Origin of the sequence: Pseudarthrobacter siccitolerans (genome assembly GCF_030823375.1) — a bacterium.
GTDB classification, from domain to species: Bacteria; Actinomycetota; Actinomycetes; order Actinomycetales; family Micrococcaceae; genus Arthrobacter; species Arthrobacter siccitolerans_A.
Genome location: NZ_JAUSXB010000001.1, coordinates 2213965 through 2238773 on the forward strand (window position 1 = coordinate 2213965; position 24809 = coordinate 2238773).

At 66.7% G+C, this 24809-nt stretch carries 27 protein-coding genes and 1 riboswitch; of the genes, 16 read left to right on the forward strand and 11 right to left on the reverse strand.

All coding sequences use genetic code 11. The features are described 5' to 3' along the window. The first annotated feature begins 250 nt into the window (after positions 1-250). The gene (locus QFZ36_RS10370) at positions 251-556 is read left to right on the forward strand and encodes a hypothetical protein (RefSeq protein ID WP_306636157.1); all 306 of its coding nucleotides are present in this window, start codon (positions 251-253) and stop codon (positions 554-556) included. Positions 557-877: 321 nt separating this feature from the next. Here the strand turns inward: QFZ36_RS10370 and QFZ36_RS10375 are convergent, their stop codons facing one another. Then, positions 878-1111 (reverse strand): DUF3073 domain-containing protein, encoded by a 234-nt coding sequence (locus QFZ36_RS10375; protein ID WP_009359485.1) that lies wholly within the window; start codon positions 1109-1111, stop codon positions 878-880. Positions 1112-1375: 264 nt separating this feature from the next. Between QFZ36_RS10375 and QFZ36_RS10380 the strand changes: the two genes are divergently transcribed. After that, positions 1376-2068 (forward strand): septum formation family protein, encoded by a 693-nt coding sequence (locus QFZ36_RS10380; RefSeq protein ID WP_306636159.1) that lies wholly within the window; start codon positions 1376-1378, stop codon positions 2066-2068. A 93-nt stretch (positions 2069-2161) separates the two neighbouring features. Here the strand turns inward: QFZ36_RS10380 and clpB are convergent, their stop codons facing one another. Further along, the gene (clpB, locus tag QFZ36_RS10385) at positions 2162-4837 is read right to left on the reverse strand and encodes an ATP-dependent chaperone ClpB (RefSeq protein WP_306636161.1); all 2676 of its coding nucleotides are present in this window, start codon (positions 4835-4837) and stop codon (positions 2162-2164) included. Positions 4838-5045: 208 nt separating this feature from the next. Here clpB and QFZ36_RS10390 point away from each other — a divergent pair, with 208 nt between their 5' ends. After that, on the forward strand, positions 5046-5381 hold the full coding sequence (locus QFZ36_RS10390; RefSeq protein WP_306636163.1) for a YciI family protein: 336 nt from the start codon (positions 5046-5048) through the stop codon (positions 5379-5381). A gap of 163 nt (positions 5382-5544) precedes the next feature. On the opposite strand, the gene QFZ36_RS10395 is transcribed toward QFZ36_RS10390, so the two are convergent. The 4 genes from QFZ36_RS10395 to QFZ36_RS10410 are packed head-to-tail and all read right to left on the reverse strand — an operon-like array spanning position 5545 to position 8724. Further along, a complete protein-coding gene (locus tag QFZ36_RS10395) occupies positions 5545-6663 on the reverse strand; it encodes a sulfate/molybdate ABC transporter ATP-binding protein (RefSeq protein ID WP_306636165.1) in 1119 nt (372 codons plus the stop codon). Further along, positions 6660-7505 (reverse strand): ABC transporter permease, encoded by an 846-nt coding sequence (locus tag QFZ36_RS10400; RefSeq protein ID WP_306636167.1) that lies wholly within the window; start codon positions 7503-7505, stop codon positions 6660-6662. The genes QFZ36_RS10395 and QFZ36_RS10400 overlap by 4 nt, the downstream gene beginning before the upstream one ends. An 11-nt stretch (positions 7506-7516) precedes the next feature. After that, positions 7517-8311 (reverse strand): molybdate ABC transporter substrate-binding protein, encoded by a 795-nt coding sequence (modA, locus tag QFZ36_RS10405; protein ID WP_306636169.1) that lies wholly within the window; start codon positions 8309-8311, stop codon positions 7517-7519. A gap of 5 nt (positions 8312-8316) precedes the next feature. Then, positions 8317-8724: a TOBE domain-containing protein gene (locus QFZ36_RS10410; RefSeq protein ID WP_306636171.1), complete on the reverse strand. Its 408-nt coding sequence runs from the start codon at positions 8722-8724 to the stop codon at positions 8317-8319. A gap of 230 nt (positions 8725-8954) precedes the next feature. On the opposite strand from QFZ36_RS10410, the gene QFZ36_RS10415 reads away from it, so the two are divergent. The 4 genes from QFZ36_RS10415 (at position 8955) to QFZ36_RS10430 (ending at position 11948) form a co-directional block, all read left to right on the forward strand. Next, entirely contained in the window at positions 8955-9656 is a 702-nt protein-coding gene (locus QFZ36_RS10415) for an SMI1/KNR4 family protein (RefSeq protein ID WP_306636173.1), read from the forward strand. Between the two features lie 122 nt (positions 9657-9778). Beyond that, positions 9779-10645, forward strand: a complete 867-nt coding sequence (locus QFZ36_RS10420; protein WP_306636175.1) for a DUF4031 domain-containing protein — start codon at positions 9779-9781, stop codon at positions 10643-10645. Beyond that, complete coding sequence (locus QFZ36_RS10425) at positions 10642-11451, forward strand: 2-phosphosulfolactate phosphatase (RefSeq protein WP_306636177.1); 810 nt, start codon at positions 10642-10644, stop codon at positions 11449-11451. Before QFZ36_RS10420 ends, QFZ36_RS10425 begins: the two co-directional genes overlap by 4 nt. Before the next feature lie 110 nt (positions 11452-11561). Next, positions 11562-11948, forward strand: a complete 387-nt coding sequence (locus QFZ36_RS10430; RefSeq protein ID WP_306636179.1) for a VOC family protein — start codon at positions 11562-11564, stop codon at positions 11946-11948. Positions 11949-12014: 66 nt separating this feature from the next. Here the strand turns inward: QFZ36_RS10430 and QFZ36_RS10435 are convergent, their stop codons facing one another. Together QFZ36_RS10435 and QFZ36_RS10440 are read right to left on the reverse strand one after the other, a co-directional pair. After that, on the reverse strand, positions 12015-12437 hold the full coding sequence (locus QFZ36_RS10435) for a YccF domain-containing protein (protein ID WP_306636181.1): 423 nt from the start codon (positions 12435-12437) through the stop codon (positions 12015-12017). A 134-nt stretch (positions 12438-12571) separates the two neighbouring features. Further along, the gene (locus tag QFZ36_RS10440; RefSeq protein ID WP_306636183.1) at positions 12572-13186 is read right to left on the reverse strand and encodes a phosphoribosylanthranilate isomerase; all 615 of its coding nucleotides are present in this window, start codon (positions 13184-13186) and stop codon (positions 12572-12574) included. Between the two features lie 106 nt (positions 13187-13292). On the opposite strand from QFZ36_RS10440, the gene QFZ36_RS10445 reads away from it, so the two are divergent. The 7 genes from QFZ36_RS10445 to QFZ36_RS10475 all read left to right on the forward strand — a co-directional run bounded on the left by QFZ36_RS10445 (position 13293) and on the right by QFZ36_RS10475 (position 17813). Further along, entirely contained in the window at positions 13293-13868 is a 576-nt protein-coding gene (locus tag QFZ36_RS10445; protein WP_306636184.1) for a HutD/Ves family protein, read from the forward strand. 88 nt (positions 13869-13956) lie between these two features. Then, positions 13957-14487, forward strand: a complete 531-nt coding sequence (locus QFZ36_RS10450) for a ferritin (RefSeq protein ID WP_306636186.1) — start codon at positions 13957-13959, stop codon at positions 14485-14487. 83 nt (positions 14488-14570) lie between these two features. Continuing rightward, positions 14571-14636: riboswitch (guanidine-III (ykkC-III) riboswitch) on the forward strand. Positions 14637-14645: 9 nt separating this feature from the next. Next, positions 14646-14969, forward strand: a complete 324-nt coding sequence (locus QFZ36_RS10455; RefSeq protein ID WP_306636187.1) for a DMT family transporter — start codon at positions 14646-14648, stop codon at positions 14967-14969. Beyond that, positions 14969-15346 (forward strand): DMT family transporter, encoded by a 378-nt coding sequence (locus tag QFZ36_RS10460; RefSeq protein ID WP_306639164.1) that lies wholly within the window; start codon positions 14969-14971, stop codon positions 15344-15346. Before QFZ36_RS10455 ends, QFZ36_RS10460 begins: the two co-directional genes overlap by 1 nt. 111 nt (positions 15347-15457) lie before the next feature. Then, positions 15458-16084, forward strand: a complete 627-nt coding sequence (locus QFZ36_RS10465; RefSeq protein ID WP_306636189.1) for a nucleoside/nucleotide kinase family protein — start codon at positions 15458-15460, stop codon at positions 16082-16084. A 49-nt stretch (positions 16085-16133) separates the two neighbouring features. Then, the gene (locus QFZ36_RS10470; RefSeq protein WP_306636191.1) at positions 16134-17126 is read left to right on the forward strand and encodes an aldo/keto reductase; all 993 of its coding nucleotides are present in this window, start codon (positions 16134-16136) and stop codon (positions 17124-17126) included. A 36-nt stretch (positions 17127-17162) separates the two neighbouring features. Beyond that, on the forward strand, positions 17163-17813 hold the full coding sequence (locus tag QFZ36_RS10475; protein ID WP_306636193.1) for an MBL fold metallo-hydrolase: 651 nt from the start codon (positions 17163-17165) through the stop codon (positions 17811-17813). Positions 17814-17883: 70 nt separating this feature from the next. Here the strand turns inward: QFZ36_RS10475 and QFZ36_RS10480 are convergent, their stop codons facing one another. Beyond that, complete coding sequence (locus tag QFZ36_RS10480) at positions 17884-19785, reverse strand: DEAD/DEAH box helicase (RefSeq protein WP_306636194.1); 1902 nt, start codon at positions 19783-19785, stop codon at positions 17884-17886. A 349-nt stretch (positions 19786-20134) separates the two neighbouring features. Between QFZ36_RS10480 and QFZ36_RS10485 the strand changes: the two genes are divergently transcribed. Next, positions 20135-20902, forward strand: a complete 768-nt coding sequence (locus QFZ36_RS10485) for a class I SAM-dependent methyltransferase (RefSeq protein ID WP_306636195.1) — start codon at positions 20135-20137, stop codon at positions 20900-20902. A 13-nt stretch (positions 20903-20915) separates the two neighbouring features. Here the strand turns inward: QFZ36_RS10485 and QFZ36_RS10490 are convergent, their stop codons facing one another. Together QFZ36_RS10490 and QFZ36_RS10495 are read right to left on the reverse strand one after the other, a co-directional pair. Further along, positions 20916-22322 carry an MFS transporter gene (locus tag QFZ36_RS10490; protein ID WP_306636197.1) on the reverse strand — a complete coding sequence of 469 codons (1407 nt, stop codon included), beginning with the start codon at positions 22320-22322 and terminating at the stop codon, positions 20916-20918. Positions 22323-22381: 59 nt separating this feature from the next. Beyond that, positions 22382-23413 (reverse strand): Lrp/AsnC family transcriptional regulator, encoded by a 1032-nt coding sequence (locus QFZ36_RS10495; protein ID WP_306636198.1) that lies wholly within the window; start codon positions 23411-23413, stop codon positions 22382-22384. A gap of 131 nt (positions 23414-23544) precedes the next feature. On the opposite strand from QFZ36_RS10495, the gene QFZ36_RS10500 reads away from it, so the two are divergent. Next, positions 23545-24795, forward strand: a complete 1251-nt coding sequence (locus QFZ36_RS10500; RefSeq protein WP_306636200.1) for a M20 metallopeptidase family protein — start codon at positions 23545-23547, stop codon at positions 24793-24795. The last annotated feature ends 14 nt before the right edge of the window (positions 24796-24809 follow it).

Sequence of the window (24809 nt, forward strand, 5' to 3'; positions counted from 1 at the left end):
GGAAGCGCAGTACAGATGTTCAACCCCGGAGCCTTCCCAAGGCCTACTGCCCAGCCCGACTAAGCCGGCGTTTGGGCGCCGAGCCGGTTGAACCGCCTTCCCCGCCGAAACCGGCGGATGCCAGAAGAAGCAACCACAGAGACGCCCGGTCCCCTGCGCCATGCATCAGCACGGCTTTCAGGCAGCCCAAGAGCTAATCGCGGACTGCCCGATTGGGGGCACCAGGGCCGATATCAAGGGAGCGAAAACTATGTCAGTTCTGAAGAAAGCCACCGCCGCAGCCGCTGGAAGCCTGTTCCTGATGGGCGCCATTGCCGGCCCTTCCCAGGCGGCAAACAACAACACTTTCAACGACGGCCTCGTTAATGTCACTGTTGGCGACATCACCGTCGAGGATGCCGTTGACGTCAATGTGGCCGCCAGTGTCGCAGCAACCCTCTGCGATGTCGCGGACATCGGTTCGATCGCAGTTCTCGGCGAAGCGGTGGATGCCACCGGATCCGAGCAAACCATCTGCGATACCGCGACCGGTCCAGTTCGCATCATCAATAACTAGTAGAGCAGCGGACTCGATGAGGAACAATCGACAAAGCGCTTAGTCGGCCTCCCCTTCCGGGTTCCACGTGAAGAGCCTCAGCCACCGGCTGGGGCTTTTTCGCATAAAAACACCAAACCACCAAAAAGCCCGCTGCCTGCACCGGTAACGGTGCGGGCAGCGGGCTTCATAACTGAGGTCAGCACCCGCGATCCGCCCGGATCCGGGTGCCAAAAAGAAGCGCTGCACCGGTCCAAATCAGGAGACCCGGACCTCAAACTGGATCCGTTGGTGCCACGGCGTCACAGGGCTGCCAAGTACGGCAACAGCACCTTGCGACAACTAGCCGATGCGACGGGTGTCTACCTCGTCGTCGTCTTCTTCCAAATCATCCGCGTACTTATCCACATAAGCCGAATAATCCGGTTCAACCGGCTCATTCGCATAATGGCTCGTGGCACGACTGCTCGGGCCCGTCAGCTCACGCTGAAGTGCCGAATAGTCAGTGTTCGGGGAGTAGTACTTGATATCCCGAGCCTGCTTGGTAGCTTTTGCCTTTTGACGGCCGCGCCCCATGGCGTGACCCCCTTTTGTACTTGGACCGGAGGTGGTCACCTTGGCGTAGGTGAGGCCCCGGAATGTTTGGTCAATTTGTCGTACACCTAGATTACATGCTTTCGACTGGCCCCGCTTGCCAGTTGCGGCTCGCGACGGTGACATGCAGTACTATTCCCGCCCAATCAAGGCCGGAAACGGGCTTTTTTCTTCGGTAGAGTCACTTAAGCAACTGCTGGTACCGGCCGGCAACCCGGCTGCCCGAGTGGACAAATACGCAGGAGGATGCACCCCGTGAACCACCAGGATGTCCCGCCCAAACCGAGCTCGCCACCCACCGCCGGCCTCCCGCGGGTCCCCGCCGCTGAGTACGGCGTACCGGCGGCCGAGCCGCCGGCACGGAACCAGGGCCAGGTTCACCACCCCCAGGGGCCGGGCGATGGCCGGAGGCAGGGAAACCGGCGGATCCTCTGGAAGGCATTCTTCGCCGTCGTCCTGCTCGTGGTCATCGGGTCGCTGGTGTGGCTCGTCCTGTGGCTGAACTCCAGTGGGGATCCCGAAGCCTCAGAAGGTGCCGGCCGGGGAGTGCTGGAAACAACCGTCACGCCCCCGGCGACGCCACTGCCCCTGCCGCGGGAGGTGGAGCCTGCCGCCTATGCTCTGGGCGACTGCTTCACGGACTTTGACCCCGAAGCGCTGAAATCCACGGTGGTGCCCTGCGACACCGGCCACTCCGCCCAGCTGGTTGCGGTGTTCCGCTACCCGGAAGAGGTCGAATATCCCGGCGCGGAAGCGCTCAAAGCCAAAGCCCTGGAAGCGTGCCAGGCGGCAAAACTCGGGCCGGCCGCGGAGCAATTCACCTTGAACTACGAGCGGAGCTTTCCCAGCTCCACCAGCTGGGGGTCAGGAGATCGACGACTGGACTGCTACGTGACGTCCCCCGGCGGGAACAACGTTAACGCGAGCGTGCTGCCCTAGTACTTTTGCAGCACCCGGGCAGCACGCCCCGCTTTCGAGCCCCGCTTCGGCGGACCTGGTCTTTCCCGCGGACCTGGTCTTCTGGCCGAGCCCCTAATCTTGCTGGGTGACCTGGTCCTTCCGGCGCACCACGAGCCCGGTTCCCGGGACGGGACCGCCGCCGGGACCGGACAGTGCCTCCAGCCCCTCAATGGTGAGTTCGTCCACGTCGGTGGCCGTGTCCACCAGCACAGTGTCCCCGTCAGCAATATCGCCGGACAGGATGGCCTTGGCCAGGCGGTCGCCAATCTCCCGCTGCACCAGACGGCGCAGCGGACGGGCGCCGTAGGCGGATTCGAAGCCGGACATGGCCAGCCAGGCGCGGGCGCCTTCCGAAACGTCGAGGGTGAGCCGCCGCTCGTGCAGCCTCCGGCCCAGCTCAGCCACCTGGAGCTCCACAATGCGGGCCAGTTCTTCGACGGACAGCGGATCGAACAGCACCACTTCGTCCAGCCGGTTCAGGAACTCCGGCTTGAAGGAGGCGTTCACGGTGGCCAGTACGGCGTTCCGTTTGGCCTCCGCATCAAGCGACGGGTCCACCAGGAACTGGCTGCCCAGGTTGGAGGTCAACACCAGGATGGCGTTGCGGAAATCCACGGTGCGTCCCTGGCCATCGGTGAGGCGGCCGTCGTCGAGGACCTGCAGGAGGATGTCGAAGACCTCGGGGTGGGCCTTCTCCACCTCGTCCAGCAGAATGACCGAGTAGGGCCGCCGGCGGACGGCTTCGGTGAGCTGGCCGCCTTCCTCGTAGCCCACATATCCCGGAGGCGCGCCGACCAGCCGGGCCACTGAGTGCTTCTCGCCGTACTCGGACATGTCGATCCGCACCATGGCGCGTTCGTCGTCGAACAGGAAGTCCGCCAGGGCCTTGGCCAGCTCGGTCTTACCCACGCCCGTGGGGCCCAGGAACAGGAACGAGCCGGTGGGCCGGTTGGGGTCGCTGATGCCTGCGCGGGCGCGACGGACGGCGTCGGACACGGCCGTGACGGCCTTCTTCTGGCCGATGAGCCGCTTCCCGAGTTCCTCCTCCATATGGAGGAGCTTCTGGCTTTCACCCTGCAGCATGCGGCCGGCGGGGATGCCGGTCCAGGCGGAGATGACCTCGGCGATGTCGTCCGCGGTCACCTGTTCGGCCACCATCTGCGAGGACTTGTCCGTGACAGCGGCTTCGGCCTCCGCGGCAGCGTTGAGCTCACGCTCCAGCGCAGGGATCTCGCCATAGAGAATCCGCGACGCCGTCTCCAGGTCGCCTTCACGGGCAGCCTTGTCGTAAGTGGAGCGGAGCTCATCCAGCTTCGCCTTGAGGTCACCCACCCGGTTGAGGCCGGCCTTCTCAGCCTCCCAGCGGGCGTTCAAGGCGGCGAGTTCCTCTTCCCGGTCCGCCTTGTCCGCACGAAGCGCAGCGAGGCGCTCCACCGACGCTGCATCTGTCTCGCCTTCCAGGGCCAGCTCTTCCATGGTGAGCCGGTCGACGGCGCGACGGAGCTGGTCGATCTCCTCGGGGGCCGAGTCGATCTCCATCCGGAGCCGGGACGCGGCCTCATCCACCAGGTCGATGGCCTTGTCCGGCAGTTGGCGGCCGGAGATGTAGCGGTTGGAGAGCGTTGCGGCAGCAACCAGGGCGGAGTCGGCAATGGCCACCTTGTGGTGCGCCTCGTAGCGCTCCTTCAGGCCGCGGAGGATGCCGATGGTGTCCTCAACGCTGGGCTCTCCCACATACACCTGCTGGAAGCGGCGTTCCAGGGCCGGGTCCTTTTCGATGTTCTCGCGGTACTCATCCAGTGTGGTGGCGCCGATGAGCCGCAGCTCGCCGCGCGCCAGCATGGGCTTGAGCATGTTGCCGGCGTCCATGGAGGAATCGCCGGTTGCCCCGGCGCCCACCACTGTGTGGATCTCGTCGATGAAGGTGACGATCTGGCCTTCGGAGTTCTTGATCTCCTCCAGGACAGCCTTGAGGCGCTCCTCGAACTCCCCGCGGTACTTGGCACCGGCCACCATGGACGCCAGGTCCAGGGCGATCAGGGTTTTGCCGCGCAGGCTTTCGGGAACGTCACCGGCCACAATGCGCTGGGCCAGGCCCTCGACGACGGCTGTCTTGCCCACGCCGGGCTCGCCGATGATCACCGGGTTGTTCTTGGTCCGCCGGCTCAGGACCTGGACAATCCGGCGGATTTCCGTGTCGCGGCCGATGACGGGGTCCAGCTTGCCGGCCCGGGCCATCGCGGTAAGGTCAGTGCCGAACTTTTCCAGCGACTGGAACGTGTTCTCCGGGTCGGGGCTGGTGACCTTCCGGTCGCCGCGGACACCCGGCAGGGCGGCGAGCAGCGCCTCATGGGAGGCACCGGCGTCGCGCAGGACCCGGGCCGCGGCGTCATTCCCGCCGGAGAGGCCGAGGAGGAGGACCTCGGTGGATACGAAGGTATCGCCCAGCCGGTCCGCTTCCTCCTTGGCGTTCTGGATCGCCTGCAGCGCGGGACGCGACAACTGGGCCTGCTGGCTGGAGCCGCCGGAAGTGGCCGGCAGGGCCTTGATAGCGCTGCTCGCTTGGACACTGACGGCGTCCGGGTCGGCGCCGGTGGCGCGGAGAAGCGCCACAGCAACGCCCTCGCGCTGATCCATCAGCGCTTTGAGCAGGTGGGCCGGCTCCACCTGCGGGTTGCCTGCCGTGGAGGCGTTCATGGCAGCAGCCGAGAGAGCCTCCTGGCTCTTGGTGGTGAATTTGACGTCCAAAGAGAGCTCCTTTCGGGGGTTATTCGATCTTAGGGTTGAGTCTACTACGCTCAACTTTAGATGGGGTGCTATTTATTTCCTGTTTGCCCACAGCGAACCAGGGACAAAACCCGCCCGAAGAAATCCGTTTCCAACCCGACCGGTTCACTCTAGGATCGCCTTGTGACCGGGGCAATGGTGCCGCCGGCATTGGGAGACGGGACTGGCAATGAAGAAGTTTGTTGTTCTCTATAACGCACCACAATCGGCCCAGGCGCAGATGGCCGAGAGCACGCCCGAAGCCGCCCAGGAGGGAATGAAGGCCTGGACGGCATGGGCCGAACGGGCCGGCGAAGGAATCGTGGATATGGGCACGCCACTCGGGGAAGGGAAGGAAATTACAGCCAACGGCACGTCGGGTACCAACACGGGATTGGGCGGCTACACGATCCTCCAGGCCGACGATCTGGCCGGGGCCGAGGCGCTCCTCGACGGGCACCCCCACCTCATGATGCCGGGCGCCAGCATCCAGGTGTACGAATCACTCGATATCCCGGGCATGTAAGCCGGCAGCCAGCCACAGCACCGCAGTCAAGGCCCAAAAGAAACCGGCGGGCGGCTCCCCCCAGAAGCCGTCCGCCGGGTCCTTATCCGCCCATTCGGGACTTTACCGCTATTCGTGGTGCTTGTCAGCAGATGTGACTACTTTTGTAATGTCCGTGGGCGGCTTAGGCCGGGTACACCGCCACGGAGGTTGCTTTCACCACGAAGTGCACTGTGAGGCCGGGGACCAACCCCAGGTCTGCGGAGGCGGCGGGCGTGATGTCGGCCGCGAGGCTTCCTGCCCTGACCCGGATGAAGTCGCCGTGCGGTTCAAGATCGGTGATGGTCACCTCGAACGAATTGCGCGGACTGCCGTGGGCGTCATCGAGGAACACGGACACGGCCGACGGCGGGAACACTGCCACCGCCGCCCCCTCACCTTCGTCTGTCCGCGGGCGGTCCTCCAAGCGCCGGTCCTCCATAGGCCGGCCCTCAGGTTGCCGGTCTTCCAGGTGCCGGTCCTCCCTAAGGCCGGCAACCGCCCAGCCCTCGGCGGTCCTGATCCCGTCGCCTTCGAACGTCCCGGCCATCAGGTTCAACCCCGCCAGCCCTGCCGCGAACGTGCTGCGCGGCCGCTGGAGCACTTCCCGCGTGGGGCCCTCCTCTGAAATCCTGCCGTTCTCGAGGATGACAACGCGGTCCGCCAGCATCAGGGCGTCCAGGACGTCGTGCGTGATGATGATGGCCTGCCGGCCCGTGAGGACCCGCTTGAGCAGCCGGCGGAGAAGCGGCGCCGAGTGGATATCCAGCGCCGCCATGGGTTCGTCCAGGAGAAGCAACGCGGGGTCCGCGGCGAGGGCCCGGGCAATGGCAACGCGCTGGGCCTGGCCGCCGGAGAGCTTACCGGGGCGCCTGGCCTGAAGGTCAAGGGCGTCCACCTCGGCGAGCCAGCCCAAGGCCTCTGCCTTGGCTTGCTTCCTCGGCACACCCGCACTGCGCGGCCCGAAAGCCACGTTGTCCACTGCGCTAAGATGCGGGAACAGCAGGGGCTCCTGGGCGAGCAGCGCGGTGCCCCGGTGGTGCGGCGGCGTCCACGCGCCCCGGCCAGCCGAAAGCTCGAAGAGGGTCCGCCCGTTGAGCTCGCCCCGGCCGCTGTCCGGCCGAAGCAGGCCTGAGATCACGGACAGCAGTGTGGACTTACCGGCGCCGTTAGGACCCATCACGGCCACCGTCTCGGTGGATCCCAGCGTCAGGGCCACATCGAATCCCCGCCCGGCCACAGCTGCCTCAAGTGCGAACGTCACGGGACGTCCCCGCCCGCTCCGGCAGCCGTCGTCGTCCGCTGGATCCCGAAAGTTATGCCTCCGCCGACGGGCCGCCGGTAGGCGAGTGCCACCACGCCCACTGCCACGGCCATCAACACCAGGGAAAGGGCGACGGCGGCGTCAGGGTCGGTTTCCCGCTGGAGGTAAATCTCCAGCGGCAGGGTCCGGGTCACCCCTTGGAGGCTGCCCGCGAAAGTCAGTGTGGCACCGAACTCGCCGAGGCTTCGGGCGAAGGCAAGTACCGCTCCGGAGGCCAGCCCGGGGAGCACCAGCGGGAGCGTGACGCGGCGGAAAACGCGGCCGGGCGAGGCCCCCAGGGTTGCCGCCACCGCTTCATACCGTTCGCCCCCGCTCCGCAGCGCCCCCTCCAGGCTGACCACGAGGAAGGGCAACGCCACAAACGTCTGGGCCAGGACCACGGCGGTGGTGGAAAAGGCGATCTGCAGGCCCAGAACCTCGAGGGTCCGGCCCAGGAGGCCCTGGCGGCCAAAGGTGTACAGGAGTGCGATGCCGCCGACCACCGGCGGCAGCACCAGCGGGAGCAGCACGAGGGAGCGCAGGAGGCCCTGCAGCCGGAACCTGCCCCGGGCCAGGACCAGGGCCAACGGCACCCCGAGAACGATGCACAGAACTGTGCTGGCCGTGGATGTGCGCAGGCTCAGGCCCAGGGCAGACAAGGCCGGGTCCGAGGTGACCAGGGGAAGGAAGTCTGCCCACTTCACCCTGGCAACCATCGCGAACAGGGGCAGGACCACCAGCAGGGCGGCCAGGACGGCCACCATGTAGGTCCAGCGCGGAATGCTGCGGTAGGCGTGGCTCATGGTGTGCCGCCTCAAGGCCTGCTGCTGCCAAAGCCGGCTGCTGCCAGCACGTGTTGGCCCTGGGGGCCGGTCACGAGGTCAAGGAAGGCTTGCACCTTGGTGCTGTTCCTACTGTTGGCCAGCGCGGCGATCGGGTAGCTGTTCACGGCTGCTGCGGCTTCAGGGAAGGGAACGGCTTCCACCTTTCCTGCGGCAGACTTGACGTCGGTGACGTAGACCAGCCCGGCGTCCGCTTCTCCGGAGATGACCTTTCCGAGCACGTCCGTCACGGAGTTTTCCTCGCTGACCGGGTTCAGATCCGTTCCCGCTTGCTGTTCGACGGCCGCCGCGGCGGCCCCGCAGGGGACCTGCCGGGCACACTGGACCAGCCGCGTTCCCGGCTTGGCGAGGTCAGAGAAAGAACGGATGCCTGCCGGGTTGCCAGGTGGGACCGCTAGGGCGAGGGTGTTCGTGGCGAAAATGCGCGGCTCACCGTCCACCAGTCCAGCCTGCTGCAGCTTGTCCATGTTCCCCGTGTCCGCTGACGCGAAGACGTCCGCCGGGGCACCCTGGCTGATCTGGGTTGCCAGATCAGCCGAGCCGGCGAAGCTGAGGGTGACGGTGGTGCCAGGGTGGCCGGCTTCGTACGTCTTTGCCAGCTCGGTGAAGCTGGCTTTGAGGGAGGCTGCGGCGAACACGGTCAGGGTATCCCCGGCGCCGCTGCTTCCGGCGGCCGAACCACCGGCAGTGGAGCATCCCGGCAGCCCCGCCAGCAATGCAAGGGCGGCCAACAGCCCGGCGAGTTTTTGGCTCTTCGACAACGCCACCTTGTTCACAGCGCCTTGCCCTGCGGCGTTTCGATGATCACGGTGGTGGCCTTCACCACGGCGGTGGCCACGGAGCCGAGTTCCAGCCCCAGATCCCGCACGGCCTCGCTGCTCATCAGGGATACCACCCGGAAGGGCCCGCACTGGAGCTCCACCTGTGCCATGACCTTGTCCATGGTGATACCGGTAACCAGGCCTACGAACCGGTTCCGCGCCGAACTGCCGTTACGGTGCGGATCGTCCGGCAACTGTGCGAGCTTCTGTGCATGCCGTGCCAGCTCCAGGCCATCCACGGCGAGGCGGCCCCCGTCGTCCTTCACCGGCGTCAGCGCGCCGTTGTCCATCCAGCGGCGCACGGTATCGTCGCTGACGCCGAGGAACCGGGCGGCCTCAGAAACGCGGATGATAGTCATAGGCCCAGTGTAGGGCGCAGGTACGGCAGGAAAAGCAAAAGTATGCCGCATCTCCGGGGAGCGTCACATCATGGATCCCCGCTGGAAGGACACCACCAGACTTCCTCCACGGCCGTCTACGTCGATCCGCCGCAATCCACTGGCCAAGGTGCGGCCCTGCCTTCCTTCGCCGGAATGAACTTCTTAGGATCTCCGTGTCCGTGCGCCGGAAAGGCGGGTAGATTCACCGCATGGGGATACAGAAAGTCTGGGCCGGGATTGTTGAGTGGCTGAGGGCTAACGCACCAGTAACAGCCCGGACCATACGGGCCCCCGCACCCGAAGCACATATTCGTTCGTTTGAAGAGGCAGCCCCGAACGGGTGGCCCAAAGACGTGTCCACCCTCTATCGCCTCTTCGATGGCGCAGAACCATCAACCGCAGGGTATATCTTCCCCAACTACCGGCCGCTCCCATTGAAAGAAGCCGGGAAAACGCGACAAATGATGCTCGACATCTGGGTGCGGGTCGTAGATGAAGCAAATGCCGTGGATGAACGCGGGAAGAGGTCGCCTCTTTACTTAAATCTGCGTGCCGCCCACGAAGCTCAAGGCGGTGCTCCTGCGCCCATGCACCATGAACCTCACGACCGGGCACATGCTGAAGCTGCAGAGGCGGGCACCCGGGCCTCTATGTTTATCTCATCCTTCCTCCCGGTGGCAGACGATGGTTCCGGCGACTTTCTGTTCGTCGACCTCAGAAAGGGACGGCAGCATGGCTGCGTCAGCGAATATTTCAAGGAGGAGGCCGATTGGCGCCCGGCCATCTGGCCATCTCTTGAAACTCTTTTGGCCGACACTCTGTTGAGCCTGCGGACCGGCCAACCTGCACTGTCCTTCATACCCACAGTTGCAGAGGGCAGGCTCAATTGGGGAATATTTCCGGGACGTTGAGGTCCTCCCGGCCATGTGTTGCCGTTGGAAGGCCCGGAATGCCGGACTGATCGGACACGCCCGAGCCGCGCTAGGATCTTTTCAGCAAGCGTCCGCAGGCTCCGGAGCTCGGGAAGGATCACTTGATATACATCGACCCGCCGCTCTGGCCTGCCCACGGAACACACTTTTCGCACCTGGTCTCGGACTCGTCATTGGAAGAACTGCACGATTTCGCTGCGGGCGCCGGTATCCCGGAGCGGGCATTCGACGGCGACCACTACGACGTGGCGGAGCGGCGCTACAACGATCTGGTGGCGGCCGGAGCGGTCCCCGTCGAGGCCCGGATCCTGGTTCGGAAACTGATCGCCAGCGGCCTGCGCATCCCGGCCCGCCAGCGGAACAAGTCGCTCAAGGTGCCGCTGTTCAACCGGTGGGAGGCCATCATGCCCAGGCACGACTCGCTCTTCCTGGACCTCCTGGACCGCTGGAGCGAGCCCCACCGCAGGTACCACGGCTGCACCCACCTGCTCTCGGTCCTGGAAGCCCTCGATCTGCTGACCGATCCCGCCGACCCGCCCCGCACCGTGCTGCTGGCGGCCTGGTTCCACGACGCCGTCTACCGCGGAGTTGCGGGCCAGGATGAGGAGGAGTCGGCCCGGCTCGCGGAGGATCGGCTGGAAGCTGCCGGCCTTCCCGACGCGGAGGTTGCCGAGGTGGCACGGCTGGTGCGGCTGACGTCCGACCACCGCCCGGAGCAAGGCGACGACGACGGCGCCCTCCTCTGCGACGCGGACCTTTCCGTCCTCGGCGGGGAACCTGGCGAATACGCCCGGTACGTGGCGGACGTCCGCCAGGATTATGCGCACATCGGCGACGCTGACTTCGCTGCCGGACGCGCCGACGTCGTACGCCAACTCCTGGAACTTGACCCCCTGTTCCACACAGGACGAGCCAAAGAGCTGTGGCAGGATGCGGCACACCGGAACCTGCTCGGGGAACTGGCGTGAACGCGCCCTACTCCAACCCACGCCACTCGGTCACCCCGAGCGCCGCCCACCGTCAACTGGACTACACCGTCCGGCTGGAATGGGGGCTCGACGGCGCCCGGACCGTGGCGTCCGGGGCCGACCTCGCCGTGGTGGTGGACGTCCTGTCCTTCAGCACGTGCGTCAGCGTCGCCCTCGACCGGGGCGCCGAGGTTTTTCCCTTTCCGTGGAAGGACACCCGGGCGGAGGATTTCGCCGCGCATCACCACGCCCAGCTGGCTGGTCCCCGCAACGGCGGCGGGCTCAGCCTCTCCCCCGCCAGCTTCCGGGCCGCGGAATCCCTGGGGCGCGTGGTGCTGCCCTCGCCCAACGGCTCCGCGCTCTGCCACGAACTGGCAGGCGAAGTCCCGCTGGTGGCCGCCGTTTGCCTCCGCAACGCGGGGGCAACAGCGGATTGGGTGGCAGCGAACCTCCCGCCCGATGCCGTGATCGCCGTTATTGCCGCCGGCGAGCGGTGGCCGGACGGCACCCTCCGCCCGGCTGTGGAGGACCAGATCGGGGCGGGAGCGTTCATCGCCGGCCTCGCGGCTGCGGGCAAGGGCGGTTACGAGGCCGAAGTGGGCAGGCACGGCTACTCACCGGAGGCCATCGCAGCGGCGGCGGTGTTCGAGGCCGCAGAGCCCCGGCTCCGGGAGATGCTGCACGGATGTTCCAGTGGCCTTGAGTTGTCCGGTGCGGGCTACGCCGGCGACGTCGATATCGCTGCAGAGCTGGACGACAGCGACGCCGTGGCTATTCTGGCGGACGGGATGTTCAGTCCGCGCTGAGCGTCCTTCTGTTTGCGGCTCCCCAGCCGGTGGATTGGCGTGGAGGGCTGCACTGCTGCCCCCGCTGTCAGCCCTTTACGGCTCCGCTGCGTGGATGCAACACTGCTCGGATGACCCTGCGCATGCAAGCCATCAGCATTGATTCCATCGATCCGAAAGTGCCCGCGGACTTCTGGGAAAAGGCGCTGGGGTGGCGCCGCACCTACGAGGCAGACGACGAGATTGCGCTCGAGCCGCCGGCGGGCAGCCCCGAAGACGGCGTGTCCCCTGACCTGCTGTTCCTCAAAGTGCCCGAGCGCAAGGAGGTCAAGAACAGGCTTCACCTGGACCTGCGGCCTGAAGACCAGGACGCGGAAGTGGCGCGGCTGGAAACGCTTGGCGCCCGGCGCGTTTCAGTCGGCCAGGGGCCGGACGTCACCTGGGTGGTGATGGCGGATCCGGACGGGAACGAATTCTGCATCCTGCGGGCGCTGCGGCCCGATGAATTGACGGGCTAAACCCTTCGGGTGAACCCGGCAGCAGCTCCGCCTATCCCCCGGCAGCAGCTCTGCGTATCCGCGGCGTCACGGCCCGCGGCACCATCCCCACCGGTACGTCGCCACAAACGGCGCGCTCGTAGGCACGATCTGCTTGCCCAGCGGCATCAAGGACACCGGGATGAGCTTCAGGTTGGCGATGGCCAGCGGGATGCCGATGATGGTGACGGCCATGGCGAACGCGGTGACCACGTGGCCGATCGCGATCCAGATGCCGGCCACCAGCAGCCAGATCACGTTGCCCAGCAGCGAGAACACGCCGGTGCCGCCGGGCTTGTCCACCACCATGCGCCCGAACGGCCACAGTGTGTAGGCCGCGATCCTGAACGAGGCGATGCCCCACGGGATGGTGACGATCAGCAGGCAGCAGATCACACCCGCCGCGAAGTAGCCCAGCGCAAGCCAGAAGCCGCCGAAAACCAGCCAGATGATGTTGAGCAGTGTCTTCATCCACCCATTGTGCACCGGAGGCTCTGACAAAAGGATGGGGGCCTGCCCTGACCGGCCCCTGAACTCTGATGGATTTGGACTATGAGCGAATTGAACTGTGACGAATTTGAACTCTGACGGATTTTAGAATGCGGCTAGACCGGCGCGTCAGCACCTTTTGCCGAATGCACAAAGGCGCGGATTTTAGCCAGGTCCTTCACGCCGCGCGATGCTTCAACACCCGAGGAAACGTCAACACCCCAGGCATGGGCTGCCCTTGAGGCCCCGCCAACGTTCACCGGGTCCAGTCCCCCGGCCAGGAGCCAGTGCCGCCCTTGGAGTGCAGGCAGCGCGGCAACGGAGGCGTAGTCCCAGGCTTCACCCGAGCCGGGCACCGCGGCATCGATCAGCAGAAGGTCCTCGCCCCAGTCCTCAAACTCCTCCGGAGCGGCACCCATGGTGACAGCCCTGATCAGCTTCATGCCGGCGTCGTGCACCATGGCCACGTCCTGGCGGGACCGCGGGCCGTGCAATTGGATCCATTCCAGCCCTGCCGCCCTGGCGATAGCGACGGCGTCGGCCACCGGTTCGTGCCGGAATACCCCGATCGGCGAAACCCCCGCGGGGACAGCTGCCAGCAAGGAGGACGCCTGCGACGGCGACACCACGCGGGGACTGGCGGTGAGGACGAAACCGACGGCGTCAGCGCCGGCCTCTACTGCCTCGCGGACTGATTCAGCCGTACTGAGACCACACACTTTGACGAACATTCCCGGCTCCTTCAGGCTGTTTTCGTGTTGTCCCCCCGGAGGAGAGTAGCAGGGAAGGGCCCAACCCGCGACGCTGTGAAGGCCGGCCGGGAACTAGGCTGGGCGCATGGAGATTATCCGCTTTGCAGACATCAAGCCCGAGCCCTGGCGCAATGGTGGAGGCGTTACGCGCCAACTGGCCAGCCAGTCAGGGGCCGGATCGGCGAAGGACGGGAGCTGGGACTGGCGGGTCAGCATCGCGGACGTCAGCAAGGCCGGTGACTTCTCCCCTTTCCCCGGGATGGAACGGGTGCTGACCGTGGTGGAGGGCGAGCTCCTGCTGTTGACCGTGGACGGCGCGGAACAACCGCTGGAAAAGTACCGCCCCTTCCGCTTTCCGGGCGGTGCGGCCACGACGGCATCCCTGCCCACGGGTGATATCCGGGACTTGAACGTCATCACGCGCACCGGAAGTTTCAAGGGCTTTACGTCCATCATCGAACTCTCCAAGAAGCGCGCCCAGCCCATCTTCGAAGGCTCCTTCGGGATCCTTCTGCAGGGGCAGGCAACGGTTGGCGACGCCGTGAATGAACCCGAACCACTGGCGCGGTACGACGCCGTGGTGGGTTCCGACGTCGACACCCCTGAGATCCTTGGCCGCGGCTTCCTGGCGGTGGTCTCGATCGACCCCGTCGAGGTTTAGCCCCGGCACGGGGTAGGCCAGCCTCGCCTTGCAGTAGCCGAGCCTGTCCACACTGGTCACTGCCTACGGCCGTCCCTAGACTCGGGCTATGACCACATCATCCTTCAATGCGCTCCTGTCCACCCAGATCGGCAACGAATTCACGGCATCGCAGCAGTACATTGCGGTGGCCACCTGGTTCGCCAACCAGGATCTCCCCCAGCTGGCCCGCTACTTCTACCGGCAGTCCGTGGAGGAGCGGAACCACGCCATGATGATGGTGCAGTACATGCTGGACCGGGACATCGCGTTCACCATTCCGGGTGTTCCTGCCGTCCGCAACGACTTCGCTTCCGTCACCGAACCTCTGGCCCTTGCCCTGCAGCAGGAAAAAGAGGTTACCCGGAACATCGAAGACCTGTTCCGGGCCGCACGCGGTGAAAACGACGCCCTGGGCGAGCAGTTCATGCTCTGGTTCCTGAAGGAGCAGGTGGAGGAGGTCGCCTCCATGACCACACTCCTGAACATCGCCGAGCGCGCCGACAACCTGTTCGACATCGAGAACTTCATCGCCCGGGAAACCGTTGGCGACGGCGGCCGGGACACTGCCGCCCCCTTAGCGGCCGGCGGCACCCTCTAGCCGCCGGCCAGCCCGGTTGAATGCTGTGGTGAGGTCGGGCACCATCGGTGGCCGCCCGGCGTCGGGCGTTGCTACGCTGGAAGCCAAGGTTCCGTGTGGGAGCCTCCGGACGACGGTTCAGTACCCGGCACGCGACAAGACTGGCCAAAGGATCTGTCATGTCGTGGTTAATCCTCCTTCTATCCGGCGCCCTTGAAGCCGTGTGGGCCGCCGCCCTGCACCGCACGTTCCAGGCTTCCGGCCGGCGCCGCATCGCCCCCGCCGTGCTGTTCCTGGTTTCTGTCGCGGCCAGCACCGGCGGCCTGGCCATCGCCATGCAGTCCATTCCTACTGGCACCGCTTACGCCGTCTGGGTGGGCGTGGGTGTGGTGCTGACTTCCGCATACGCCATCATCACCAAGGTGGAGCGTCCGACGGCGGCACGCCTCCTCCTGCTGTCCGGCATCGCTGCATGCGTGGTTGGCTTGAAGGTGGTGGCGTGATGCTGCGGCGTGCGATTCCCTGGCTGGTCCTCCTCGCCTCCGCCGTCCTGGAAGCAGTGTGGGCAACAGCCCTGGGCCTGTCCGACGGCTTCAGCAAGCCCCTGCCCACCCAGGTTTTCGCCGTCACGGCAACCCTGAGCATGCTGGGCCTGGGCGTCGCCATCCGGCATATCCCGCTGGGCACCGCTTACGCCGTGTGGGTCGGGATCGGGGCTGCGCTGACCGTCGGCTGGGCCATGGCCACCGGCGTGGAGCCCTTCAGCCTGGTCAAGGTGGTTTTTATTGCCGGAATCGTGGGCTGCGCGGCCGGGCTGAAGGCACTGCCCTCAGGCACTGCCGCCCCGGAGCCCGAACCGGCTCACTCGTCCCGCCGCTGAATCTCCCCACCTTTAGGGGAGGACGACGGCGTGTCCCCACGAATCGCCGTCGTACCTCACGTTCTTGAAATGAAAGATGGGGAGATTCAGCGGGCGGTCTAGGCTTTTGCCATGGACTCCCCCGAGATTATTGAGGCGATGGACGCCCTCCGGGCCAGGATGGTCCCCGGAACGCGGACCATCCTTGGCATAGCGGGCGCGCCCGGTTCCGGGAAATCCACCTTCGGCGAATGGATCCGGCAGCAGTTTGGGCCCGGCCTGGCCGTGGTGGTTCCCATGGACGGCTTCCATCTGGGCAACGCCATCCTTGACGGCACGCCGTTGCGGCAGCGCAAGGGCGCAATAGACACGTTCGACGCCGGCGGGTACCTTTCGCTGCTGCGCCGCCTGGTGCGCCGGGACGAGCCAGTGGTCTACGCACCGGCGTTCCGGCGCACCCTGGACGAGCCGGTGGCCGCGTCCATCGCTGTCCCCGCCGAGGTTCCGCTGGTGATCACCGAGGGCAACTACCTGCTGGCGGAGCTGGACCCGTGGAAAGAGGTCCGGGCCCAGCTGGACGAGGTGTGGTTTGTGGACACTCCCCCGACCCTGCGGCTCAAGCGCCTCGTGGAACGGCATGTGTCGTTCGGGATGGACCGGGACGCAGCCAGCGCTTGGGCCACCGGGCCGGACGAGGCCAACGCAGTGCTGATCCAGGCGACGCGGCCGGCAGCTGACCGGGTCATCCCCTGGGACTGACCCAATGCCCCACACTCTGAAACCCGTGAAGGAACGAACAGGAGAACCCATGGCAGCAACAGTCCGGCTCGGCGGCGGTTTCGACGTCAGTCCGCTTGGCTTCGGTGGAATGGCGCTCACCCCGGTTTATGGGGAGGTGGATCCGGAGGACGCGCTCCGGACGCTGCATCACGCCGTCGACTCCGGTGTCAGCTTCATTGACACCGCGGACATCTATGGCGGGGGCAGCAACGAGGAGTTGATCGCCCGGCTGCTGAAGGAACGGCGGGGCGAGGTCCAGTTGGCCACCAAGTTCGGGCTGCTTGGCTCCCCGGCTGAGGGGTATTCGGACATCCGGGGCGATGCCAGCCATATCCGGCAGGCCGTGGACCGCAGCCTGCAACGGCTGGGCACTGACGTGATCGACCTCTACTACATGCACCGCCGCGACCTCCGCGTTCCGATTGTGGAAACCGTGGAGGCCATGGCGGAGCTGGTGCAGCAAGGCAAGGTCAAGCACCTGGGGCTGTCGGAGGTGACGGCGCAGGAGCTTGAAGAAGCCTCTGCAGTCCATCCCATTGCGGCGGTCCAGAGTGAATGGTCCATCTGGAGCCGCGACGTGGAACGCAACGTTGTTCCTGCCGCGGCTGCCCTGGGGGTGGGCTTTGTGCCGTACTCGCCGCTGGGCAGGGGATTCCTGACCGGCACCGTTGACGCTGCCAACCTGGGCGAGACGGACTTCCGACGCCGGATCCCCCGCTTCGCCCCGGATGCGGCCAGTGCCAACCAGGCAGTGGTGGCCACCGTCAGGGCTGTGGCGGACGAGCTGGATGCAACGCCGGCCCAGGTGGCCCTGGCCTGGCTGCTCGCCCAAGGCAAGCGGCTGGGCCTGCCGGTCGTCCCGATCCCCGGCACGCGCAAAACGCACCGGATCGACGAAAACCTTGGCGCACTGGCTTTGGAGCTGACCCCGGCGCAACTGGACGCACTGGCGGAAGCTTCGGACGCCGTCGTCGGCTCCCGCTCGGCGGATCCCAACTGGGTGTCCGAAGGGCGCGAGTAACCGGGGCCGGGAACAGTCGTCCCTAGACTGAAGCCTATGGACTCACTTCTTTACGACCTGCCGGCGCTGACCATCCGCCGGATTTCCGTCAGCGAGATGGACAACAACGTGTACCTGCTGACCGGCAAAGCCAGCGGCGCGCAGGTGCTGATCGACGCCGCGGACGACCTTCCGGCCATCCAACAGCTGCTGGAGGACGGCGGCGCGGATACGTCGGCCGAACCGAACCTGGCGCTGATCGCCACTACCCACCAGCACTCGGACCACGTCCGGGCACTGAAGGGGCTGGTGGACGCTACTGGTGCCAGGACCGCAGCGGGGACCGAGGACGCACCGCACCTGCCCGTCAACGTTGACCTGCTGCTGGACCACGCTGCCGTGAGCAACTTCGACGGTTTCGACCTGACAGCCATCCATTTGCGCGGGCACACGCCGGGCTCGATCGCGTTTGTGTACGAGGACCCCGAGGGCCCGGCGCACATCTTCTCCGGCGACTCGCTGTTCCCCGGCGGCGTGGGCAACACACAGAAGGATCCGGAACGGTTCAACCAGCTTCTTACCGACGTCACCCAGCGGCTGTTCGGGCCCTACCCGGACTCCGCCATCGTGCACCCGGGCCACGGCAAGCCCACCACCCTTGGTGCCGAGCGGCCGCACCTGAAGGAGTGGCGCGCCCGCGGCTGGTAGACAGCGGTGGTTGAGGGTTTCCGTGGTTGAGCCCGTCGGGTACCGACAGGCTCAACCACCGAAAATACTCTTAGCGGCTGCGGCGTTCGTTCGACGCCGGAGCGGAAGCACGGCGCGGGCCGCTGCGGGCGGCACGGCCGGAGCCGCCGTTTCCGGCACTGTAGGACCCGCCGGACGTTCCACCCGTGTTGGAGGACCAGACGGCCTTGTTGCCGCCGGTTGCGCCTGCGCCTGCGGAGCGCTGGCCACCGGTACGGGTGCCTGCACCGGCGCCGGCTGCGGCTCGCTGGCCTGTTGCCGGACGTCCGTTGCGCTGTCCGCCTGAGGAAGCCGGGCGGCCGGAGGAAGCCGGGCGACCGGTGCCGCCGCGGGGAGCGTCGCTGCGGGTTACGCGTGAATCGGTGCGTCCGTCGGAACCGCGGCCGGCCGCTGCACGGCCACCTGCCGCGGGGACGTCATTGCGGTGGGTGGAAGCAGCGGTGCCGCGGCCACGGGCGTTGCGGCGGGCAGCCGCTGCCGCAATGGCGCGGTCCTCGTTCTGCTCGGCAACCCGGTCGAAGGCTGCACGGGCTTCCGTGCGGCCTTCAAAAGCAACTGCCCGGCGCTCGGAACGCGGAACGTCGGTGCGGACGGCCTCGGCCCCGACCTTGCCGCGTCCACCACGGCCGCCGCGTCCACCCGCGGTGGGGGCAGCCTGGCGGCGGGCGCGCTTGCGCTCGGCGTTGGCACCCGTTGAGGTGCCGCCGCCCTGCTTGGAAGCCTTGGCAGCCAGCAGCGCGGCGCGGGTCCGGGGATCGACCTTGTCCGCGATGTCGCCGGTCAGTTCGCCAACAATCGGCGAGTTGGCGGTGACGCGCTCGAAGTTGACGTCCACTCCGGCGGCCTTCATCAGCTTCTTCACGTCGGTCTGCTGCTCGGGCAGGGTGATGGTCACAACGGTGCCATCGGAACCGGCGCGGGCGGTACGGCCTGAACGGTGCAGGTAGGCCTTGTGCTCGGTGGGCGGATCAACGTGGATGACCAGTTCGACGTCGTCCACGTGCACACCGCGGGCGGCGACGTCGGTTGCCACCAGGACGCGGACATCGCCGGAGGAGAACTCGGCGAGGTTGCGGTCACGGGCATTCTGCGAGAGGTTGCCATGCAGGTCCACGGCGGGGATCCCGGCGTCGGTGAGGGTCTTGGCCAGCTTGCGGGCGTGATGCTTGGTCCGCATGAAGAGGACGCGGCGGCCGGCGCCGGAGGCGAGCTCCACGATCAGCTGCTTCTTGACGGTCTGGTCATTGACCACCAGGACGTGGTGTTCCATGGTGGTCACCGCGGCCTGCGGGTCGTCCACGGAGTGGGTGAGCGGGTTGGACAGGTAGCGCTGGACGATCTTGTCCACGCCGTTGTCCAGGGTTGCGGAGAAGAGCAGGCGCTGGCCCTGGCTGGGGGTCATGTCCATGAGCTTCTTGACCACGGGCAGGAAGCCGAGGTCGGCCATGTGGTCGGCCTCGTCCAGGACGGTGATTTCCACGGCCTCAAGGGTAAGGATGCGCTGGCGGATCAGGTCCTCCAGGCGGCCGGGGCAGGCGATCACAATGTCGACGCCGGCGCGCAGGGCCTTTTCCTGGCGGGCCTGGGAGATGCCTCCGTAGATCACGGTGGTGTTCAGGCCGGCAGCCTTGGCCAGCGGCTCGATGGTGGCGTTGATCTGGGTGGCCAGTTCGCGGGTGGGCGCCAGCACCAGGCCCATGGGGCGGCCGGGCTTGCGGAAGTGCTTGGCTTCCCGCTCAGCGAGTCGTGCTACAAGCGGGATGGCGAACGCGATGGTCTTGCCGGAGCCGGTGCGGCCGCGGCCCAGGACGTCGCGTCCTGCCAGCGTGTCAGGGAGGGTCTTCACCTGGATGGGGAACGGCTCGGTGATTCCCTGTGCGGTGAGGGTGTCGGCAAGGGCTTTGGGCGTGCCGAGGGCAGCAAAAGTAGTCAAAGTCAAAGGTCTTTCAGGCGGTATCCGTACGGATATCGGCCCCCGACGCCGGTTGGCCAAGGGGGTTCGCCGAAGAAAATTCAGGTGATCAACCAGCCTGCTGCCGCTTATACAAAGCGGCGGCCGGGACCAAATGGAACGCGTTCATCGACGCAGGATGTGCCTCTCACATGAAAAAAGCCCTGTCCCCAAAGTTCGGGGTACATGGGCATCACTGCACATCAAGTTCCACCAGTCTACCATCCCGCGCGCACTTCCCTTCCCGCCCTGCTTCTCCCCCTCCCCGATGGGGCCGGGCACTAGCTGGTTGGGCGTTGCCAACACCGCCGCAGCGGGGCAGGGTTGAGGCATGACGGAACACGCTGCCCACCAGCAGGAACACCAGGCAACTCACGACGGCGGCCCCGGCCTCGCGGGGCACGCGGGCTCCGCGCGCGGTGAGGGAATAGGCGGTCAGGGCATAAGGGACGCGGCGGCGCTGTGGGACGAGCGGTACCGCAGCAAGCCCCAGGTCTGGAGTGGCAAGCCGAACCCCCAACTGGTGCGGGAAGCCGGCGGACTCCGGCCGGGCCATGCGCTGGACCTGGGCTGCGGCGAAGGGGCGGACGCCATTTGGCTGGCCCAGCACGGCTGGACCGTCACCGCCGTCGACGTTTCCGCCGTTGCACTGGAACGGGCGCACGGCCACGAGAAGGCGGCGCTCGCGCGGGAAAGCGTGCACGCGGCCGAGGGCGCCATCGCCAGCCGGATCCACTGGCAGCAGGCCGATCTCGAGCAGTGGCAGCCGGAGGACTCGTTCGACCTTGTGACCTCGCAGTTCCTCCACTCCCAGGAGCTGGCCTGGCAGGGACCGCTCCGCGCCGCCGCCGCGGCCGTCAGGCCAGGCGGAACCCTGCTGGTGGTGGGCCACCACCCGGACCGGTTGCCGCCTTGGGGAGGGGCGCACACCCACCACAACATGTTCTACACCGCTGACGAGCTGGTCCGGGAGCTGGAACTGGACAGCCCTGAGTGGCAGCTGGAAGTACAGACCAGCCGGGAGCGGCCGGTGACCGGACCGGAGGGCCAGCAGGCCACCATTGCCGATGTGGTGGTCCGGGCCAGCCGGCTCCCCTGAATCCTGCCGCCGGCTACTGCCCAACCGCCCGGCTGGTGACCCGGGGCGCCACCGCCACCGCGGCTGCGGCGAGCACGGCGGTAAGGCCGAAGACCCCGGCGAAGGATTCGATCGTCGTCGTGAACGCGGCGAAAACGATGCCCGTGGTGGCCAGTGCCAGCGCGCCGCCCAGCGAGTCTGAGATGGACATGGCCGAGCTGTTGAAGCCCTCGTTCTCCTTGCTCGACAGCGCCAGGGTCATCACGCTCAGCCGCGGATAAAGCAGGCCCATGCCGCCGCCCGCGAGGATCCACCCGGCGATGACGACGACGGGTGGCCAGTGCAGCGCGGTGGTCGCCAACGCGAGGAGTACAGCCGCGAGGACCATCATTGAGCCGGTCCGGACGGCGCCGCGATGGGATAACCGGGTACCGAGGCGTCCTTGGACGGCCGCTGCCCCCGCCCAAGCAAGCGCTCCGCCGGTGAGGGTAAGGCCCGCAAAGGTGGGCGCGAACTCGTACTGCTCGATCAGCAGGTACGGCAGGTAGACCTCCGCGCCGAAGAACCCGGCGGACGCGAGCCCGCGGACCAGGATCACGCTGGGCAAGCCGCGGCGGGCGGCGAGCGTACCCTGCGGCACCAGCGGCCGCACGGCCACCAGCGCAATCACGACGGCGGCCACAGCCAGGAATGCCGGCGCGGCGGCGAAGCCGGGGAGGCGGACTTCCCGCGAGAGGTTCAGACCGAGCACGGCGAGCGCGGCCAGGCTGGCCCAAGCGAGGCGGCCTAAGGCCCACGGCGCTGGCGGCTGGGCCGCGACATCGTCCTGTCCCCGGCCCGGCCCCATGTTCCGCAACACCGGAACGATCATCATCAGGGCTGGAATGACCAGCCCCACCACGCCCAGGAACACCCAGTGCCAGCTGAACACCTGCGCCACCAGGCCGGCGGCAAACGGCCCAACGAGGGACGGGATCACCCAGGCCGCGGAGAAGGCGGCGAAGATCTTGGGGTGCAGCAGCCCCGGGTAAATCCGGGCTACCAATACATACAGCGCCACTGTCAGGGCGCCGCCGCCCAGCCCTTGCACCAGCCTGCCCGCCACGAGCAGCGGCATGGACACAGCGGTGCCCGCGATCAGCAGTCCCGCGACGAACAGCGCCACGGACCCATAGAGGGGGACCGTGGGGCCGCGGCGGTCGGACCAGTTCCCGGCTGCAACCATCCCGATCACCCCGGTTGCGAGCGGGCCCGCGAAGGCCAAGGCGTAGAGGTCCGCGCCGTGCAGTTCGCGGCTCACCACGGGCATGATGGTGGTCACGGCAAGGGATTCGAACGCGGCCAGAAACACCAGCGCGCAGGTGCCGATGGTCACCCACAGGTACGGCCGCTGCAGGATGCCGGATTGGGTGTCTGCCGGGGGAAGGGTTGTGTCGCGCACGCTCTGGCCCGATCGGTTGCTTATCTTTCCTGCCAGCATAGCCGCCGGGTACGATGCACCTACGCGGCGCCAGCCACGGCAGCAGGAACGATGACGCGTCCAGTGGCCGTCGAGTCCCGGTTCAGCATCCACCCCACCCGCTTGACAGTACTCAGCATCACTACGCTCTCCACCAGCTCAATTGCGGGGATCCGCTGCTGCAGGGCGAGCTCGGCGTTCATCACATCGGCCAGCGACTGCAACCACATGATGATCACAAAGTTGGTGCGGCCCGTAGTGGAGGCACTGAGCCGGACGTTGCGCAGGCCCCTGAGCTCGGCCGCGGCAGTCTCATGCTGTCCTGGCGGGACGTTGGCGAACCACTGGCATGTCACAGGGTAGCCGGAGAACTTCTGCGCCACTTCGCAGCGGAAGGAGAGCACCCTGCTGGCGAGGACCCGGTTCAGCTGGCGCTGCACCGTGGCCGGGTGGCGGCCCAGCTCCCGGGCGATGTCGGCCGCCGTGGCCCGCCCGTCCCTGGCAAGGAAGGGAAGCAGTGCCAGGTGGCTTTCAGGCAGGGGCTCCACAACGGCTTCCGGGGGTGCGGACCCTGCCGCTTCGGGACCCGCCTTCGCCTGCAGCGCCGCGACCTGGGCTCGGTCCAGCACATTGAGGCGCCAGGCGTACCCGCCCGAGTGCAGCCTGGTGCACAGGGCGGTCTGGTACTTCAGGAGACCCTGGATGTCCTGGAGCCGGGACGCCACGGCCGTAGTGAACTCCTCCAGGGACCGGGTGAGGACCGTCAGCATCAGGTCCCTGTTGCTGGCGGCCTCCTCGATGGTAACGATCTCGGGGACCGCGGCCAACGCCTCCGTCACCTCAGCCCGGCGGTGCATTTCGCAGTCAACGTCCACGAGTGCAAGGCACATCTGTTTGGGGTCGCCCATCAAGTGGGCGGTCACCCAGGCCGCACCTGAACCGCGGACCCGTTCCCACCGTGCCGCAAGTGTAGTGGCGTGGACACCAAGAATTTCTCCTGCATCCGCCCAGCTGATCCTCGGCGCGATCTCCAGCGCGTTGATGAGGGCAAGGTCCTCCTCGCTCAGTTCCATATTCATCATTCTTCCGGAGGGATGCGCAAAACGTGGAAGACAAGGAGGGCTTCTGCATTTTTCGAGCAGTTTGAACATATGTGAACCAAGTCACCCCAGACTGGATAAAACTGATTCTTGGAGGAGCAGCAATGACCATCACATCAGCGGCCAGGGAACTCCAGCCCGAACTCACCCGCTACCGCCACGCCATGCACCGGGAGCCGGAAATCGGCCTTGACCTGCCCCGGACGCAGGAGAAAGTCCTCCGGGCATTGGACGGGCTGCCTTACGAAATCACCCTGGGCAAGGAGACGACGTCGGTCACGGCGGTCCTGCGGGGCACCGGCGGCAGAGCAGGAATGGGCGAAGCAGGGCAGGATCAGCCTGTGCCATCGGTCCTGCTCCGTGCCGACATGGACGGCCTGCCCGTCCAGGAGAAGACCGGCGTCGACTACACCTCCCGGCTGGACGGCGCCATGCACGCCTGCGGCCACGACCTCCACATGGCCATGCTCGCCGGCGCCGCCACGCTGCTGGCCGAGAGCCGGCACCGCCTGGCGGGCGACGTCGTCCTGATGTTCCAGCCGGGCGAGGAAGGCTTCGATGGCGCCAGCTACATGATCCGTGAAGGTGTACTGGACGCTCCCGGGCGCCGTGTGGACGCCGCGTACGGGATGCATGTGTTCTCCGCCCTCGAACCGCACGGCACCTTCGCCACCAAACCCGGCGTGATGCTCAGTGCGTCCGATGGCCTGGTGGTCACTGTCCTCGGCGCAGGCGGCCACGGCTCCGCCCCGCACACTGCCAAGGATCCGGTGACGGCGGCCGCCGAGATGGTCACCGCGCTGCAGGTGATGATCACCCGCCAGTTCAACATGTTCGATCCCGTGGTCCTGTCCGTCGGTATCCTCCATGCCGGCACCAAGCGGAACGTCATCCCGGAGACCGCGCGGATCGAGGCCACCATCCGGACGTTCTCCGAAGCCTCCCGGGTAAAGCTGATGGACTCGATTCCGCGCCTCCTGCAGGGCATCGCGGCAGCGCACGGCCTGGAGGTGGACGTCGACTACCAGCAGGAGTACCCGATCACCATCACTGACGCGGATGAAACCCATACTGCCGAGAACGTCATCACCGGGATGTTCGGCGACTCCCGGCTCTCCCGCTGGGCCACTCCCCTGAGCGGCTCGGAGGACTTCTCCAGGGTGCTCGCCGAAGTACCCGGCACCTTCATCGGCCTCAGTGCCGTCCCGCAGGGCGCTGACCATGCCGCCTCCCCGTTCAACCACTCGCCGTATGCAACGTTCGACGACGGCGTGCTGGCTGACGGCGCCGCCCTCTACGCGGAACTGGCCATGCAGCGCCTTGCGGCGCTTTCGTCCACGCGCACCAACTCCTGATCCACCCTTCCAGG